This is a genomic window from Mycobacterium sp. IDUB_37 (genome assembly GCF_055419245.1).
Genome location: NZ_JBVAXG010000002.1, coordinates 576,099 through 591,844, shown reverse-complemented (window position 1 = coordinate 591,844; position 15,746 = coordinate 576,099). Strand labels below are relative to the sequence as shown.

General features: G+C 66.1%; 13 protein-coding genes, 1 tRNA gene and 1 pseudogene. 6 read left to right on the top strand and 9 right to left on the bottom strand.

All coding sequences use genetic code 11. The features are described from left to right. Window positions 1-17: 17 nt before the first annotated feature. From ACZY1I_RS09345 to mfd, 7 genes and pseudogenes are all read right to left on the bottom strand, one after another. A complete protein-coding gene (locus tag ACZY1I_RS09345; RefSeq protein ID WP_463754357.1) occupies window positions 18-971 on the bottom strand; it encodes a Ppx/GppA phosphatase family protein in 954 nt (317 codons plus the stop codon). Beyond that, complete coding sequence (locus ACZY1I_RS09340; RefSeq protein ID WP_463754067.1) at window positions 962-1,450, bottom strand: DUF501 domain-containing protein; 489 nt, start codon at window positions 1,448-1,450, stop codon at window positions 962-964. The genes ACZY1I_RS09345 and ACZY1I_RS09340 overlap by 10 nt, the downstream gene beginning before the upstream one ends. Next, a complete protein-coding gene (locus ACZY1I_RS09335) occupies window positions 1,443-2,162 on the bottom strand; it encodes an FtsB family cell division protein (protein ID WP_463754066.1) in 720 nt (239 codons plus the stop codon). The genes ACZY1I_RS09340 and ACZY1I_RS09335 overlap by 8 nt, the downstream gene beginning before the upstream one ends. Before the next feature lie 6 nt (window positions 2,163-2,168). Continuing rightward, window positions 2,169-3,458, bottom strand: coding sequence for a phosphopyruvate hydratase (gene eno / locus ACZY1I_RS09330; RefSeq protein WP_463754065.1), 1,290 nt, complete (start codon window positions 3,456-3,458; stop codon window positions 2,169-2,171). A gap of 69 nt (window positions 3,459-3,527) precedes the next feature. After that, entirely contained in the window at window positions 3,528-4,259 is a 732-nt protein-coding gene (locus tag ACZY1I_RS09325) for a lytic transglycosylase domain-containing protein (protein WP_463754064.1), read from the bottom strand. A 292-nt stretch (window positions 4,260-4,551) separates the two neighbouring features. Further along, window positions 4,552-5,606: pseudogene (locus ACZY1I_RS09320) on the bottom strand (nucleoside triphosphate pyrophosphohydrolase). Next, the gene (mfd, locus tag ACZY1I_RS09315; protein WP_463754063.1) at window positions 5,606-9,256 is read right to left on the bottom strand and encodes a transcription-repair coupling factor; all 3,651 of its coding nucleotides are present in this window, start codon (window positions 9,254-9,256) and stop codon (window positions 5,606-5,608) included. Before mfd ends, ACZY1I_RS09320 begins: the two are co-directional and overlap by 1 nt. A gap of 129 nt (window positions 9,257-9,385) precedes the next feature. On the opposite strand from mfd, the gene lysA reads away from it, so the two are divergent. Continuing rightward, window positions 9,386-10,726 (top strand): diaminopimelate decarboxylase, encoded by a 1,341-nt coding sequence (gene lysA, locus ACZY1I_RS09310; protein WP_463754062.1) that lies wholly within the window; start codon window positions 9,386-9,388, stop codon window positions 10,724-10,726. A gap of 113 nt (window positions 10,727-10,839) precedes the next feature. Here the strand turns inward: lysA and ACZY1I_RS09305 are convergent, their stop codons facing one another. Both ACZY1I_RS09305 and ACZY1I_RS09300 read right to left on the bottom strand, forming a co-directional pair. After that, window positions 10,840-11,112, bottom strand: a complete 273-nt coding sequence (locus ACZY1I_RS09305) for a hypothetical protein (protein WP_463754061.1) — start codon at window positions 11,110-11,112, stop codon at window positions 10,840-10,842. Between the two features lie 69 nt (window positions 11,113-11,181). After that, the gene (locus ACZY1I_RS09300) at window positions 11,182-11,775 is read right to left on the bottom strand and encodes a TetR/AcrR family transcriptional regulator (RefSeq protein WP_463754356.1); all 594 of its coding nucleotides are present in this window, start codon (window positions 11,773-11,775) and stop codon (window positions 11,182-11,184) included. 213 nt (window positions 11,776-11,988) lie between these two features. Between ACZY1I_RS09300 and ACZY1I_RS09295 the strand changes: the two genes are divergently transcribed. The 5 genes from ACZY1I_RS09295 (at window position 11,989) to ACZY1I_RS09275 (ending at window position 15,746) form a co-directional block, all read left to right on the top strand. After that, a tRNA-Gln gene (locus tag ACZY1I_RS09295) sits at window positions 11,989-12,060 on the top strand. A gap of 110 nt (window positions 12,061-12,170) precedes the next feature. Beyond that, a complete protein-coding gene (gene glmU, locus ACZY1I_RS09290) occupies window positions 12,171-13,646 on the top strand; it encodes a bifunctional UDP-N-acetylglucosamine diphosphorylase/glucosamine-1-phosphate N-acetyltransferase GlmU (protein ID WP_463754060.1) in 1,476 nt (491 codons plus the stop codon). 100 nt (window positions 13,647-13,746) lie between these two features. Further along, window positions 13,747-14,727 (top strand): ribose-phosphate diphosphokinase, encoded by a 981-nt coding sequence (locus ACZY1I_RS09285; RefSeq protein ID WP_463754059.1) that lies wholly within the window; start codon window positions 13,747-13,749, stop codon window positions 14,725-14,727. Beyond that, a complete protein-coding gene (gene arsC, locus ACZY1I_RS09280) occupies window positions 14,728-15,084 on the top strand; it encodes an arsenate reductase (glutaredoxin) (RefSeq protein WP_463754058.1) in 357 nt (118 codons plus the stop codon). 50 nt (window positions 15,085-15,134) lie between these two features. Beyond that, the gene (locus tag ACZY1I_RS09275) at window positions 15,135-15,746 is read left to right on the top strand and encodes an LpqN/LpqT family lipoprotein (protein ID WP_463754355.1); all 612 of its coding nucleotides are present in this window, start codon (window positions 15,135-15,137) and stop codon (window positions 15,744-15,746) included.

Genomic DNA, 15,746 nt, shown 5'->3' with positions numbered 1-15,746 from the left:
TTGCCTAGCGCAAGAAGCTAATCCGCGATCGACAGCACAATGCCGTCCAGAATGTCGTGCTCACTGACCGTCAGTTGCTCGATACCGGCCCGCTCGTACAGTTCGCGCGCCAACTCTTGCACCACGATCGCGCCGCCGCCGATCACGTCCACCCGCCCCTCGTGCATCGGCCCCAGCGCGGCACGCTCAGCCCGGGTCATACCGATCAGCCGATCGCAGACGGCTAACAACTCCTCGCGCCCCACCCGCGAAAGATGAATGACGTCAGCGTCATACGCGGTCAGATTGTGAGCCAATGCCGACAGCGTGGTCATTGTTCCGGCCAGTCCCACCCAGGTCCGGGCGCCTTCGACGGGCACCGCGTGTAGCGCGACATCGAGTCGCTCCCGCACCACCTCGCGCGCCGCGGAGACTTCCGCGGGTGAGGGCGGGTCGGAGTGCAGGCACCGTTCCGTCAACCGGACACAACCGATGTCCGCCGAGTAGCTTGCCACGACCTCGTTGGCGGCCTTGCCGAGCACCACCTCGGTCGAACCGCCACCCAAGTCAACAACAACGAAAGGCGCACCGGCACTGTCCAATTCACCAACAGCACCGCGGAACGACAGTTCGGCCTCCTCGGCGCCGCTGATCACTTCGGCAACCGAGCCGGGAATCACCCTTCCCAGCACATCCGCCGTCATCGCAAAGAACACCTCACGATTGGCGGCATCCCTGGTTGCCGACGTGGCAACCATCCGCACCCGCTCGACGCGATGCCGCTGTAGCAAGTCCGCGTAATCCGCCAATGCGGCTTTCGTGCGGTCGATCGCCACCGGCGCGAACTCTCCGGTCGCGTCAACTCCCTGCCCCAGTCGGACGATCCGCATCTCGCGATGCACGTCGCGCAACCGATCACCATCGACGTCGGCAATCAACAAGCGAATCGAGTTGGTACCGCAGTCAATTCCAGCCACCCGCGTCATGACCAGCCTCCCCCTACCAAACCCGCCGTACCCGACTCAGCGGCCAACAGTGCCAGCGTCTCGTCCCCGAAGGGATTGACGCCGGGGCCTTTTGCCAACGAGTGCGCGATCAGCACGTGCAGACACTTGACCCGGTCTGGCATGCCGCCACCCGAAAACGTCGTCCCCAGTGGCTCGATCGCATCGCGCTCGGCCAGATACGACTCATGAGCCCGTCGATACGCGGCCGCCAGATCTTCATCAACACCCAACCGCTCGGTCATATCGCGCATCAGCCCGGTGGTCTCCAGTCTGCTCGCGGCGGCGGTGAGCACCGGATGGGTCAGGTAGTACAACGTCGGAAAGGGCGTTCCATCAGCAAGTTTCGGCGCCGTCTTGACCACGGCCGGTTCACCGTTTGGACAGCGATAAGCGATCTCCAACACCCCACGAGGCTCGCGGCCGAGCTGACGCGCCACCGCCTCCAGATCAGCTGGATCAACCACCGGGAGCCGTCGGGTTGGGTGCTACCGACCCCGGCGAGGCCGGTCCAGCCGGTTCCGGCTCGGGCGACGGAGCGTGAGTAGGTGGCAAATGCGGCGCGTCGGCGATGGTGTGCCAGAGCGAGGTGTACCAGGGGTCATTCTTTGCCTGGCTGCCCACCTCGCCTCCCGGCTGCGGGGCCGCCGCCGTGCCCGGCGGAAGCTGCACCTGGAACGGGATGTCTCCGGGTTTCACGAAGCCGAGGCGCTCACGCGCCTGCGCGGCGATGTAGGCCGGGTCGCCCAACTGACCTTTGCGCTGCTCCAGCTCCGCGATCTGGCCGCGTAACGAGGCCTCGGTCGCAGAAAGTTGCGACATCTCGGTGCGCTGAGCAAAGTACGTGCGGACCGGACCCGCGATGGTGAGTGTCAGCACACACACCACGGCAGCCAGGATCGCGGCTCGCCGCGCGGTGAAACCCAGCCGTTGATCCGACCGCTGCTCAACGGATTCGGTGAACGACCGCTTGATGGGTTCGACGACATGTTCCTGCAGTGAGCGTGCGGCGTTGCGAGTTTCGTCGGGTGCGGTCTGGGTGGGCTTGGATGCCGGTTTGGAAAGTGGCTTCCCGGCCGGCTTCGCTGAGCTCGCCGAGCGACGGCCCCGCGCCGAGTCGCCCGCCTTCCCCGGCCGGGATGCCGGGGAGCGACGCTTCGGATCGGGCTTGGCGGGCAAGCTACTTTATTTCGGGTCCAGTGCGAATCGGGGGAATGCCAGGTCGCCGGCGTAACGAGCCGCGTCACCCAATGCCTCTTCGATGCGCAGCAACTGGTTGTACTTGGCGACACGTTCACTGCGGGCCGGGGCACCGGTCTTGATCTGACCGCTGCCGACGGCCACCGCCAGGTCGGCAATCGTGGTGTCCTCCGTCTCGCCACTGCGGTGACTCATCATCGTGCGGTATCCGCTGTGATGGGCCAGCGCGACCGCGTCGAGCGTCTCGGTCAAAGTCCCGATCTGATTCACCTTGACCAGCAACGCGTTTGCCGCACCCCGCTCGATACCTTCCTCGAGGCGTTCGGGATTGGTGACGAAAAGGTCGTCGCCCACGATCTGCACCCGGTCTCCGATAGCCGTCGTCAAAGCCACCCAACCGTCCCAATCGTCCTCGGACAGCGGGTCTTCGATGGACACCAACGGATAAGAGCCGAGCAGACCGGCGTAGAAGTCGGTCATCTCCGCGGCGCTGCGGGTCGAGCCCTCGAAGCGGTAACCGGTGCCGTCGGTGTAAAACTCGGTGGCCGCGACGTCAAGGGCCAGGGCGACATCGGAGCCGGCCTGCAGGCCGGTCGACTCGATGGCCCGCAGAATCAGGTCCAGCGCCGCGGTGGTGCCGGCGACGTCGGGGGCGAAACCGCCCTCGTCGCCGAGACCGGTGGACAACCCTTCCTTCTTCAGCACCGACTTGAGCGCGTGGTAGACCTCGGCGCCCCAGCGCAATGACTCGTGGAAGCTCGGCGCACCGATCGGCGCCACCATGAACTCCTGGACGTCGACTCCGGTGTCGGCGTGGGCGCCGCCATTGAGGATGTTCAGCATCGGCACCGGCAGAATGTGCGCGTTAGGCCCGCCCAGGTACCGAAAGAGGGGCAGAGCGGCGCTGTCCGCGGCTGACTTGGCCACGGCCAGCGAGACGCCCAAGATGGCGTTGGCTCCCAGTCGGGACTTGTCGGGCGTGCCGTCCAGGTCCACCAATGCCTGGTCAACCAGTCGCTGGTCATCCGCGTTGAGGCCGATCACCGCGGGGCCGATCTCGTCGAGGACGGCCTGAACCGCCTTCTTGACCCCTTTGCCGCCGTAGCGGTCGCCACCGTCGCGCAACTCGACGGCCTCGTGCTCCCCGGTCGACGCGCCGGAAGGCACTGCGGCACGTGCGAACGTCCCGTCGATCAGCGCGATTTCGACCTCGACGGTCGGGTTGCCGCGGGAGTCGAGGATCTCGCGGGCTCCGACCTGCTCGATAATCGGCACTAGGTTCTCCTTTGCGTCTGGGCCCGCTGAAGGCTCTTAGCCTAAAGCCTCGGTCAGCGACTCATCTTTCTATAGCGGGTGACCCGCCGCATAGGCGGTTGCCCAGTCCCGGACAGCCCGCGCATACACGCCGGAGTTGTTGTACGCCCGCAGCGCGGTGATCCAACCGCGCGGCGTCGCCAGATCCTTTCCGCGCCAGCACAAGTAGCCGGCGGCCGACAGCGCGGCATCGTCAATGTTGTCCGGGCTGGCGACACCGTCGTTATTGGCATCCACCCCGTACAAGCGCCATGTCTCGGAAATGAACTGCATCGGCCCCATCGCGCGTTCCAAGCCGCCGTCACCGTCCAGCGCGCCCGAATCGGTGTCCACAATCCGCAGGTTGCCGCCGGTGCCGTCGAGTCGAACACCACGAATGGGCGGCCTGACGTCCCCGTTGGGCGCTATCGTCGCGCCGCGGTAGGTGCCGTTGTGGCTCTCGACCTGCCCGATACCGGCCAGGGTCGTCCAGGCGATGTGGCATTTCGGGTTCTCCACCTCGGCGACCCGGGCGGCATAGGCGTAGGCCTCCAGCGCTACGACGGGCATTTCCATGCCCGGCGCCCGCGCCTCGGCCCACGAACGCAATTGATCGGCAGGCCGCCCGGTCGCGTGGGTGTCGATCGGGGGCACCGGATCACCCGCCGGCGGAGGCACTCCCTCCGGGATGAACAGGCTCAGCTGCCAGGTACAACTGGACGCCAACAGCATCGCGGTCGCCCCTATCACGGCGACCGCGCGCAACCAGCGTCTCGGCGACACAACCTCTCCCTGTCAGTCTCCCTAGGCGGCCTCTCCGTAGTTTCGGCCCCAGTCATCGTCCCATGGGTTGGCTAAGTGCCCCGCCGAAAAAGCCCTTCAGCACACCGATTCATCATCACTCACCGCGGCGGAATGATTCGCTGATACCGTTCGTGGCTACCGCGATTGTTACTTCTTCTTGCGGAAATGACTCCTGCGCAAACATTATGATGATCGCTTGATGTGCAGACGCTCTGAGTCACCGCAAACTCGGCAAATTAGCCTGTCGGCGGTGTGAGGCGCGCATTGGGTGTTATCGACGACCCTTGCGCTTCTTGGATCTGACGTCTTTGGCAGCACCCTTGGGGGCCCCCGCCGGTTCGTGGTCCGCGACTTCCTCGGAGTCGGACTCCTCGTCCTCGGTCGACGCATCGGCAGGCCAGTGGATCCGCCACTCCTCCTCGGTGACGAAGCCCAACGGCGTCATGTCGAGTTCCTCGGCGATGCTCTCGCCGCGACGTGTGGCGGCGATCGCTCGCTCCACGCTTCGTACCGTCGCCACAAAATCCAAAACCGCTGCGCGTAAGTTGTTTTCCGCATCGGCGGCGGCCAACAGTGTAATCGTGGTGAGTTCGTCGGGAATGAGGTCGGCTGGCACGCCGGCCTGGTGGACGCGTTGAATCACCTTCTGCGCCAACGCCAATGCCGGCTGACCGGTGTGTACGTCATCCATCACCGAGTAGCGCGACTTGCGCGATCTTTCCGCCGCCTTCGCGTCCTCCCACTGCGCGAGCTGATCTTCAAGCGAAATCGTCTCGCCCGCAAGTACTCCCGGTACACGGTTGCTGAGCTTGCGCATCAAGGTGTCGGCAACGTCGTCAATGGTGAATGGAAGCGACGCCGCATCTTCGGCGATGCGGGCGTGGAAAAGCACCTGCAGCAGTAGGTCACCGAGCTCTTCACGCAGTTGTCGACGCTGCCGTTGTGCACGGCATCGAGCAGTTCGTAAGTCTCCTCGAGCAGGTATCTGCGCAGCGAGTCGTGGGTCTGCTCACTTTCCCACGGCCCCGCGGTGCGCAGGTGGTCCATCATCGCGACGGCTTCGATCAACCGTTCGCCACGTTGCCGCTCGGGCGCCGAGATCAGCCGGGCGCCCGCGGCCAACCTCGCGGTGACGGCGGGATGCTGCGGGTCTGAGGACAACAGCACCGGCGCGTCATCTCCGATGTGCGCCGGGTGCGCGTCGGGAAGCGACCAAGGCACCGCGATGGGCATCTCCTCGGTGTACTGCACCGGGCCGGCGAGCAACTGAAGGGCTTCGACCGGAACTAGCGAGGGACGGCGGGGGTCGACCAGGACGACAATCATCAGCTTTGCCGCTCCTTACTCGACGTGACGGATCCGGAGTTCGTTATACCAACATCTTGCTGCGGTTTACCCGCCAACGCCGTCAGCAGATCAGCCACCATCTGCACCAACGCGACATCGCGAATGTGTCCGGCGCCGATGCCGCCGGCGCGCGGAATCGGGACCTGCACCATGGACGAGGTCGGACGGTAGCGGCTTCCGGGATAGATCCGGGCAAGTCGCACCTGCGCGGAGTCCGGCAGCGTCAGCGGCGACACGCGCACCGTCGCCGCTGTCGCTGCACTGACCTCGGTGATGCCGGCGGCCCGGCACAGCAGCCGCAGCCGCGCCACCGCCACCAGTCGCTCGGCGGGCTCGGGCAGCGGGCCGTACCGGTCGATCAGTTCCTCCACGACGAACCCGACGGCGGCGTCGTCCTGGGCCGCGGCCAGGCGTCGATAACCTTCCAGCCGCAGCCGGTCACTGGCGATGTAGTCGGGTGGCAGGTGCGCGTCGACCGGAAGGTCGATCCGCACATCCTTGGGCTCCTCGGCCGTGGTCACCGTCTGACCGTCGGCAGCGGCTCGATAGGCCTCCACCGCCTCACCGACCAGTCGTACGTACAAATCGAAGCCGACGCCGGCCACGTGACCGGACTGCTCGACGCCGAGCACGTTGCCGGCGCCGCGGATCTCGAGGTCCTTCATCGCCACTGCCATGCCGGCACCCAACTCGTTGTTCTGGGCGATCGTCGCCAACCGGTCATAGGCCGTCTCGGTCAGCGGCGCGCTCGGCGGGTACAGGAAGTAGGCATAACCACGCTCCCGGCTGCGACCGACCCGGCCCCGCAACTGGTGCAGTTGGGAGAGGCCGAAGGTGTCGGCGCGCTCCACGATCAGCGTGTTGGCGTTGGAGATGTCCAGGCCGGTTTCCACGATCGTGGTGCAGACCAGGACGTCGTATTCGCGGTTCCAGAAACCCTGCACGGTGGTTTCCAGCAGATCCTCGTTCATCTGACCGTGCGCGACCACCACCCGCGCTTCGGGTATCAGCTGCCGGATTCGCGCGGCGGTCGCGTCGATCGAGCTGACCCGGTTGTGCACGTAGAAGGCCTGGCCGTCGCGCAGTAGCTCGCGGCGCAGGGCCGCGGCGATCTGCTTGTCGTCGTGCGGGCCCACATAGGTCAGCACCGGAAAGCGTTCTTCCGGCGGCGTCAGGATGGTCGACATCTCACGGATGCCGGCCAGGCTCATCTCCAGCGTGCGCGGGATCGGGGTGGCGCTCATGGTCAGCACATCGACGTGAGTACGCAACGACTTGATGTGTTCCTTGTGCTCGACGCCGAATCGTTGCTCCTCGTCGACGACCACCAGGCCCAGGTCCTTCCACCGAACCCCGGTCTGCAGCAGCCGATGCGTGCCGATCACGATGTCTACCGACCCGTCGGCCATACCCTCGACAACCTTGCGCGACTCGGCGGGGTCGGTGAAACGAGACAGACCCTTCACGGTCACCGGGAACCCGGCCATCCGGTCGGTGAACGTCTGCAGGTGCTGGTCGGCCAGCAGGGTGGTGGGCACCAGCACAGCGACCTGCTTGCCGTCCTGGACGGCCTTGAACGCCGCGCGCACCGCGATCTCGGTTTTGCCGTAGCCGACGTCGCCGCAGATCACCCTGTCCATCGGGATGGACTTCTCCATGTCGGCCTTGACTTCGGTGATCGCGGTGAGCTGGTCGATGGTCTCGGTGAAACCGAAGGCGTCTTCCATCTCGGCCTGCCAGGGCGTGTCCGGGGCGAACGCGTGGCCCGGGCTGGCCTGACGTTTGGCGTAGAGCGCCACCAGTTCGCCCGCGATCTCCCGGACTGCGCGGCGGGCCTTGGTCTTGGTGTTGGTCCAGTCGCTGCCGCCGAGCTTGCTCAGCGCCGGCGCCTGCCCGCCGACATAGCGGGACAGCTGGTCCAGCGAGTCCATCGGGACGAAGAGCTTGTCTGAACCCCCGCCCCTCTTGGCCGATGCGTACTCCAGCACCAGATACTCGCGGCGGGCGCCGCCGACGGTGCGCTCCACCATCTCCACGAACCGGCCGATGCCGTGCTGATCGTGTACCACCAGGTCGCCGGCATTCAGTGCCAGCGGGTCGACGGTGTTGCGCCGCTTGGCCGCCAACCGCTTGCCCTCGACGGCGGTGGCCCGGCTGCCGGTCAGATCGGCTTCGGTGATGACGACTAGGTTGGCGCCGGGAATGACGACCCCGCCGTGCAGCGGACCCTTGAGCACGCCGACGACGCCGGCCGCGGGCGTGACGCCCGCCTCCAGAATCGCCGCCGGGATGTCCGAGTCGGCCAGCCGCTCCACGAACCGATGCGCGGTGCCGGTGCCGGGCGCGATCATCGCGGCGTACCCGCCGGTCGCTACATGGGCGCGCAGCATCGCGAAGATCCCGTCGATGTCGTGCTGATGCCCCCGCGCGGACGGGGCCGCGCGGATGTCCAGTTCGACGGCCGATTCGTCGGACAGCTGGCTAAGCGTCCACCAGGGATGACCCGACGTGGCCGCCGAGGCCCTTACTTCGTCCAGTTCCGCGAAACCGGAGCCACCGAGTTGTTCGATGTCGATGGGTGCGTCGGTGCCAAGGGCCGCGACCGACCACGACGCCTCCAGGAATTCGCGGCCGGTCTTGATCAGGTCGGCGGCCCTGGTTCGCACCTTCTCGGGATCACACACCAATACCGGTGTCCCGTCGGCGAGCTGATCGGTGAGCAAAGCGTGATCGTCTGGCCGCAGCACCGGAAGTAGCGCCTCCATCCCGTCGACCGGGATGCCCTCGGCAAGCTTTGCCAGCATGTCGATGATGCTGCCGGTGACCGTGTTCTCGGTCGGGGGATGCTGCCCGGCCAACTCGGCCGCGCGGGCCCGGACATCGTCGGTGAGCAGCAGCTCTCGGCAGGCGACGGCGAGCAGCGTGTCGACGTCGATGTCGGGAATCGAGCGCTGATCGGCAACGGCGAACATCCGCATCTCGGTGATCTCGTCGCCCCAGAACTCGACTCGAACCGGATGCTCGGCGGTCGGCGTGAAGATATCCAGGATCCCGCCTCGCACCGCGAACTCGCCGCGTCGGCCGACCATGTCCACCCGGGTGTACGCCAGCCCGACCAACCGGCCCGCGACGTCCTCGAACGGAGTCTCGTCGCCGACGGTGAGCGTCAAAGGTTCCTGCATACCGAGTTGCGGCGCCATCGGCTGCAGCAACGAGCGCACGGCCGTGACCACCACCCGTAACGGCGGCCCCAACCGGGCGTCGTCGGGATGAGCCAGCCGGCGCAGCACCATCATCCGGGTGCCGACGGTGTCGATGCCGGGCGAAAGCCGCTCGTGCGGCAACGTCTCCCAGGAGGGGAAGGCCGCCACCGCGTCACCGAACACACCTCGCAACTCGGCGGTCAGGTCGTCAGCCTCCCGGCCGGTGGCAGTCACCACCAGCAACGGGCATTGCTGGGCCAGTGCGCTGGCCACGAAAAGCCGCGCGTTGGCAGGGCCAACCAACGGCAATTCACTGGGTCGATCGCAGGCACGCTCGATGAGCTGTTGGAAAGTTGGTGCGTTCAGCGCCAATTCGACGAGCCCCGCGATCGGGGTATCTGGAGATGCAGTCCCCGGTGCGGTCATGATTCCGACATTCTAAGGGCCAGTCCCGACGTGTCCGTCCAGCGAGGAGATCGTCAAGATAGGGCCGAGGGCCGTCAAGAGTTCGTAAGGAAAGTCGCCGCCGGCCCCATTTCGCTGCAGCTTGAAAGCATGACGTTGCTGGACATGCTGCCTTCCATCGGCAAGGCCGCCCCTCGAAGATTCGACCCGGCGATCTGGCCTATCACCGCGGATTGTGACGAACAGGGCCGGCTGTGCATCGGTGCGGTACCGGTCACAGACATCGCCGACGAGTTCGGCACCCCGGCCTATGTGATCGACGAAGCCGACTTCCGGCAGCGCGCCCGCCGCTACCGTCGGGCGCTGCGCGAGGTCGAGGTGGTCTACGCGGGCAAGTCACTGCTGACCACGGCCGTGGCGCGCTGGGTGCGCGAGGAGGGACTCGGCGTCGACGTCTGCTCGCCCGGCGAACTCGCCGTTGCCCTGGCCGGAGGCGTGGACCCGATGCGCATCATCCTGCACGGCAACGCGAAGTCCGCGGACGAACTGCGCGACGCGGTGGCCGTCGGGGTCGGGCGCGTGGTGGTCGACTCCGACATCGAGATCGCCTACCTGGCGGGCCTGGCTCGTCGGCGCCAGCGGGTGCTGGTCCGGGTGACTCCCGATGTCGATATCCACGGACACCGTGCGGTCACGACGGGGATCAGCGACCAGAAGTTCGGGTTCAGCCTCGCCGGGGGCCAGGCCGAGGACGCGGTACGACGCGTGCTGGCCCACCCGATTCTCGACCTGATCGGACTGCACTGTCATATCGGCTCACAGGTCAGCGACCCGGCGCTGTACGGCGAAGCAATTCGCCGGATGATCGCCGCGATGGCCGATATTCGGGCGCATCACGGTGTGATCCTCACCGAGCTCAATATCGGTGGCGGGCACAGCGTGCCCTACCTGCGCGGGGACAGCGAGCTCAGCCTGGACGAGCTGGCCGCCGTCATCGAGGACGCCCTGGACGAGGCGTGCGCAACCGAGCACTTTCCGCGGCCGGCGGTTGTGGTGGAACCCGGTCGGGGCATCAGCGCCCGTGCCGGCATCACGCTGTACCGGGTGTGCTCGGTCAAGTCGCGACCGGGCGGGCGCACCTTCGTGTCGGTCGACGGCGGCATGAGCGACAACCCGCGGGTTGCTCTGTACGGCGCGCAGTACACCGTTGCGCTGGCCAACCGGCATCCGATGGTGTCCAAGCGGGTGGTCACCGTGGCGGGTCGGCATTGTGAGGCCGGCGACGAGATCGCCCGCGACATCGAACTACCGGCAGATGTGCGTCCCGGCGACGTGCTTGCCGTCGCGTGTACCGGCGCCTATCACCACAGCATGGCGTCCAACTACAACCTGGTGGGTCGCCCGCCGCTGGTCGGGGTCAATCGGGGCCGGGTCCGCGAGTTGGTGCGCCGCGAGACGGTCGCCGACCTGCTGGCCCGCGACTCTGGATAGCGGCGATCGCAAGCGCGGTGCCGTGGCGATCGCAAGCGCGGCGAAGCCGGGCGCTGCGGGTCGCCACCATCAGACCAGCCCGGGCGCAGCGGGTCGCCGCCATTGAGACCCAGCTACCGCCCCGGCCAGGGCATCGTGGCCCACGAATAGAAGGCGCCGTTGCCCACGTCGTGCACGCCGTAGGAGTCCCAGTAGTAGTCGTGGCAGACGCCGCCGTCCCACGGCACCGGCCTGCCTGCGGGGTTCGGGTCACCCGGGCACCACGTTGTGCAGGCCTGCAGACGTGGACAGTTGCCTTGATCGGCTTGGGCGACGGGAGCGGCCAGCAATGAGAGCGCAGCGCTGCCGGCTGCTAAACCCAAAACTATGCGCGATGGTGCCTTCATGTTGAGTCCTTCGTTGACGAGGTTGTCCTCAACAAGTGCACAGCGCGGGTGCGGCTACCGATCCCAAGTTCATTCGTCCTGCAACTGCGGGTCGGCTTCCAGGTGAGTCAGTCCGTTCCACATCAGGTTGACCAGATGCGCCGCGACAACCTCTTTCTTGGGCTCCCGCGTGTCCAGCCACCACTGCGCCGTCATCGACACCGAGCCCACCAACGCTTGGGCGTACAGCGACGCCAGACCTGGATCCAGACCCCGGCGCGCGAAGTCACCGGCCAGGATCGAGCTGACCTGGCTGACGGCGTCGTTGAGCAGGCTGGAGTACGTGCCCGAGCTGATCGCGGCCGGCGAGTCGCGGATCATGATCCGGAAGCCGTCAGTGCGTTCTTCGACGTAGGTGAGCAACGCCAGGGCGACCCGTTCGACGCGGACCCGGGATCGGTTGTTGGTCAGCGACGAAGTGATGCCGTCGAGCAGCGCCGACATCTCGCGGTCCACGACCACCGCGTAGAGACCCTCTTTGCCGCCGAAATGCTCGTAGACGACGGGTTTGGAGACGTTGGCACGCTGCGCGATCTCTTCGATCGAAGTGCCGTCGTAACCGCGCTCGGCGAACAGCGATCGGGCGATCCCGATGAGTTGGTGCCGGCGCTCGCTGCCGGTCATCCGAGCGCGCGGTGCTCGTACTTCTTTTTCCGGCACTTTTTCCGGTTGGGCCACGTCATCAGGGTATCGGTGCACGAGCGCAGTGACTGGCGCGAGCGTGCACAGAATCACGACGACACGCCGCTGACCCTGAGATTTTGTGCACCCTCGCGGGTCTGTGAGGTCGGCCGCACGCGACCACCCGCACCGGCCGACTAAAGTCTCTACGAGCAATCCGTCGTGGTGTAATCGGCAGCACCTCTGATTTTGGTTCAGATAGTTCAGGTTCGAGTCCTGGCGACGGAGCTTCCACAGGCGCATTTTTGCTTCGGGCAGTCGTCGAATGTCACCCTGGACGGCGTGTCGGCGCTACCCCCCCGGGCTCGCGTGAGACAAAGCCGACTTAAGGAGAGTTGATGACGTTTCGTGGTGACACCGCGGTCCTGGTCCTGGCGGCCGGGCCGGGCACCCGGATGCGGTCGGACACCCCGAAAGTGCTGCATACCCTTGGCGGGCGCAGCATGCTGTCCCACTCGCTGCACACGATGACCAAGCTCGCCCCACAGCACCTCGTCGTGGTGCTGGGCCATGAGCACCAGCGCATCTCCCCGCTCGTTGCCGATTTGGCTGTCCATCTGGGTCGGACCATCGACGTCGCTTTGCAGGACCAACCGCTAGGAACCGGACATGCGGTGCTGTGCGGCCTCTCCGCGCTGCCCGACGACTACGCAGGAATCGTCGTCGTCGCCGCCGGCGACACGCCATTGCTGGACGCGGACACGCTGGCCGACCTGATCTCCACCCACAGCGCAGCCTCGTCGGCGGTAACGGTGCTGACGACGACGCTGGACGACCCCTTCGGTTACGGCCGCATCCTGCGCACCCAGGACAACGAAGTGATGGCGATCGTCGAGCAGACCGATGCGACGCCCTCGCAGCGCGGAATCCGCGAGGTCAACACCGGCGTCTACGCCTTCGACATCGCCGCGCTGCGGTCGGCCCTGAGCCGGCTGAGCTCCAACAACGCCCAGCAGGAGCTCTACCTGACCGACGTCATCGCCATCCTGCGCCGCGACGGCCAGGCCGTGCATGCCAGCCACCTCGACGACAGCGCGGTGGTGGCCGGCGTCAACAACCGCGTCCAGCTCGCCGAGCTCGGCGCAGAACTCAATCGGCGGATCGTCGCCGCTCACCAGCTTGCCGGTGTGACCATCATCGACCCGGCGACCACCTGGATCGATGTCGACGTGACCATCGGACGCGACACCGTCATCCACCCGAGCACCCAGTTGCTGGGCAGGACCCGGATCGGCGGCCACTGCGTCGTCGGCCCGGACACCACGTTGAGCGACGTCAGCGTCGGCGACAACGCCAAGGTGGTCCGCACCCACGGCTCGGAATCGACCATCGGCGACAGCGCAACGGTCGGTCCGTTCAGTTACCTGCGACCCGGAACCGTGCTGGGCGCCGACGGAAAGCTGGGCGCGTTCGTCGAGACCAAGAACTCGACCATCGGCACCGGGACCAAGGTTCCGCACCTGACCTACGTCGGCGACGCCGATATAGGTGAACACAGCAACATCGGCGCGTCCAGTGTCTTCGTTAATTACGACGGCACCACCAAGCGGCGCACCACGATCGGCTCGCACGTCCGCACCGGCTCGGACACCATGTTCGTCGCGCCGGTCACCATCGGCGACGGCGCCTACACGGGTGCCGGAACAGTCGTGCGCGACGACGTCCCGCCGGGTGCTCTGGCGGTGTCTGCCGGCCCGCAACGCAACATCGAAGACTGGGTCCAGCGCAAGCGACCCGGCACCGCAGCGGCCGAAGCGGCGAGCAAGGCGGGCGGACAAACGCGGGCGACCACGAACCCGGATCAGACACCGTGAAGCAACTTCGCGGTAACCCGAACGCACGACCAGGCCCGACGGCTGCGTACGATGAGCCTGCTTTTCTGAACTCCGATCCCGATATGGCGAGGGCAGCCCGGTGAGCCACGACTGGACCGATAATCGCAAGAATCTGATGCTCTTCAGCGGCCGGGCACACCCGGAGCTGGCCGAGCAGGTAGCAAAGGAACTCGACGTTCACGTCACCGCGCAGACGGCGCGGGACTTCGCGAACGGCGAGATCTTTGTGCGCTTCCACGAGTCGGTGCGCGGCTCCGACGCATTCGTTTTGCAGTCAAACCCGGTGCCGGTGAACACCTGGTTGATGGAACAGCTGATCATGATCGATGCCCTCAAGCGGGGCAGCGCCAAGCGGATCACGGCCGTCCTGCCGTTCTACCCGTACGCCCGCCAGGACAAGAAGCACCGTGGCCGCGAACCGATCTCCGCGCGACTGGTGGCCGACCTGCTCAAGACCGCGGGCGCCGACCGGATCGTGACGGTCGACCTGCACACCGATCAGATCCAGGGGTTCTTCGACGGGCCCGTGGACCACATGCGCGGCCAGAACCTGTTGACCGGCTACATCCGGGACAACTATCCAGACAGCAACATGGTCGTGGTCTCCCCCGACTCGGGTCGGGTGCGTATCGCCGAGAAGTGGGCCGACGCACTGGGCGGCGTACCGCTGGCCTTCATTCACAAGACCCGTGATCCGCGGGTGCCCAACCAGGTGGTGTCCAACCGCGTGGTCGGCGAGGTACAGGGGCGCACCTGCGTATTGATCGACGACATGATCGACACCGGCGGCACCATCGCCGGCGCGGTCAAGCTGCTGCACAACGACGGCGCGAAGGATGTGATCATCGCGGCCACGCACGGCGTACTGTCCGACCCGGCTGCGGAGCGACTGGCCAACTGCGGCGCGAGTGAGGTCATCGTCACGAACACGTTGCCGATCGGCGAGGAGAAGCGCTTCCCGCAACTCACCGTTCTGTCCATCGCACCGCTGCTGGCCAGCACCATCCGCGCGGTATTCGAAAACGGCTCAGTCACAGGACTTTTTGACGGAGACGCCTAGATGGCAGCCAATACCGGACCGGCCACCATCTATCACAATCCCAAGTGCAGCACCTCACGTAAGACGCTGGACTTATTGCGGGACAGTGGCTTTGAGACCGAGGTCGTGCAGTACCTGAAGACACCGCCGTCCCGGAACGAGTTGGTGCGGATGATCAACGACGCGGGCATCGAGGTGCGCGCGGCGGTACGCAAACGCGAGTCGCTCTACACCGAACTCAACCTCGCCGACGCGGGTGACGACGAACTGCTTGATGCGATGGCCGAACATCCCATCCTGATCGAACGGCCGTTTGTCGTCACGCCGAAGGGCACCCGGTTGGCACGTCCCATCGACGCGGTCCGAGAGATTCTGTGACCAAGCGAGCAACTCGGGTGGGCACGGCGGCGGCCGGACTGGCCGCGCTGATGGCCTTCACCACAGCTTGCGGACCGAAAGCCCCTGACTACCAGTCGATCTGGACCACTCCGTCAACCACCGCCGCGCCGACGACGACGCAGACGACTCCCCCGGCGCCGCTGTCGAAATACTTCGAGGGTGAAGGCGTCCAGGGCGATGCGGTGCTCCCGGATGCCCTCAAGGACCTCACGGTGTCGATCCCGACCCCGCCGGGCTGGAAGTCTCGGGAAGACCCGAACAAGAAACCCAAATCGGCGGTGCTGATCTCGAAGGGCGACAACTATCCGGCAGCCCTGCTGGTGGTGGTCAGGCTGCGTGGCGAGTTCAATCCCACCGAGGCGATCAAGCACGCGAACAAGGACCTGCCGGAGGGCTTCCACCAATTGGACGCCTCGGATGCGGACTTCAATGGTTTTCCGTCGTCGGTGGTCCAGGGCACCTATGAAGCCAAGGGCGCGCGGCTGCGCAGCTGGAATCGGGTTGTGCTGCCCACCGGTCCGGCACCGGACAACCAGCGGTACCTGGTTCAGTTGATTGTTACCAGCCTGGCTGAAGAGGCCGTTGCGGAGAGCAACGACGTCGAGGCGATCATCCGCGGGTTCGTCGTCGCCAAGAAGTAG

What these genes read in the sequence shown, in the direction of transcription:
- mfd (WP_463754063.1), bottom strand. Translation starts at nt 9,256, where the DNA reads ATGACCGCACCGGGGACTGCATCTCCAGATACCCCGATCGCGGGGCTC.
- lysA (WP_463754062.1), top strand. Translation starts at nt 9,386, where the DNA reads ATGACGTTGCTGGACATGCTGCCTTCCATCGGCAAGGCCGCCCCTCGA.
- ACZY1I_RS09305 (WP_463754061.1), bottom strand. Translation starts at nt 11,112, where the DNA reads ATGAAGGCACCATCGCGCATAGTTTTGGGTTTAGCAGCCGGCAGCGCT.
- ACZY1I_RS09300 (WP_463754356.1), bottom strand. Translation starts at nt 11,775, where the DNA reads ATGACCGGCAGCGAGCGCCGGCACCAACTCATCGGGATCGCCCGATCG.
- glmU (WP_463754060.1), top strand. Translation starts at nt 12,171, where the DNA reads ATGACGTTTCGTGGTGACACCGCGGTCCTGGTCCTGGCGGCCGGGCCG.
- arsC (WP_463754058.1), top strand. Translation starts at nt 14,728, where the DNA reads ATGGCAGCCAATACCGGACCGGCCACCATCTATCACAATCCCAAGTGC.
- ACZY1I_RS09275 (WP_463754355.1), top strand. Translation starts at nt 15,135, where the DNA reads ATGGCCTTCACCACAGCTTGCGGACCGAAAGCCCCTGACTACCAGTCG.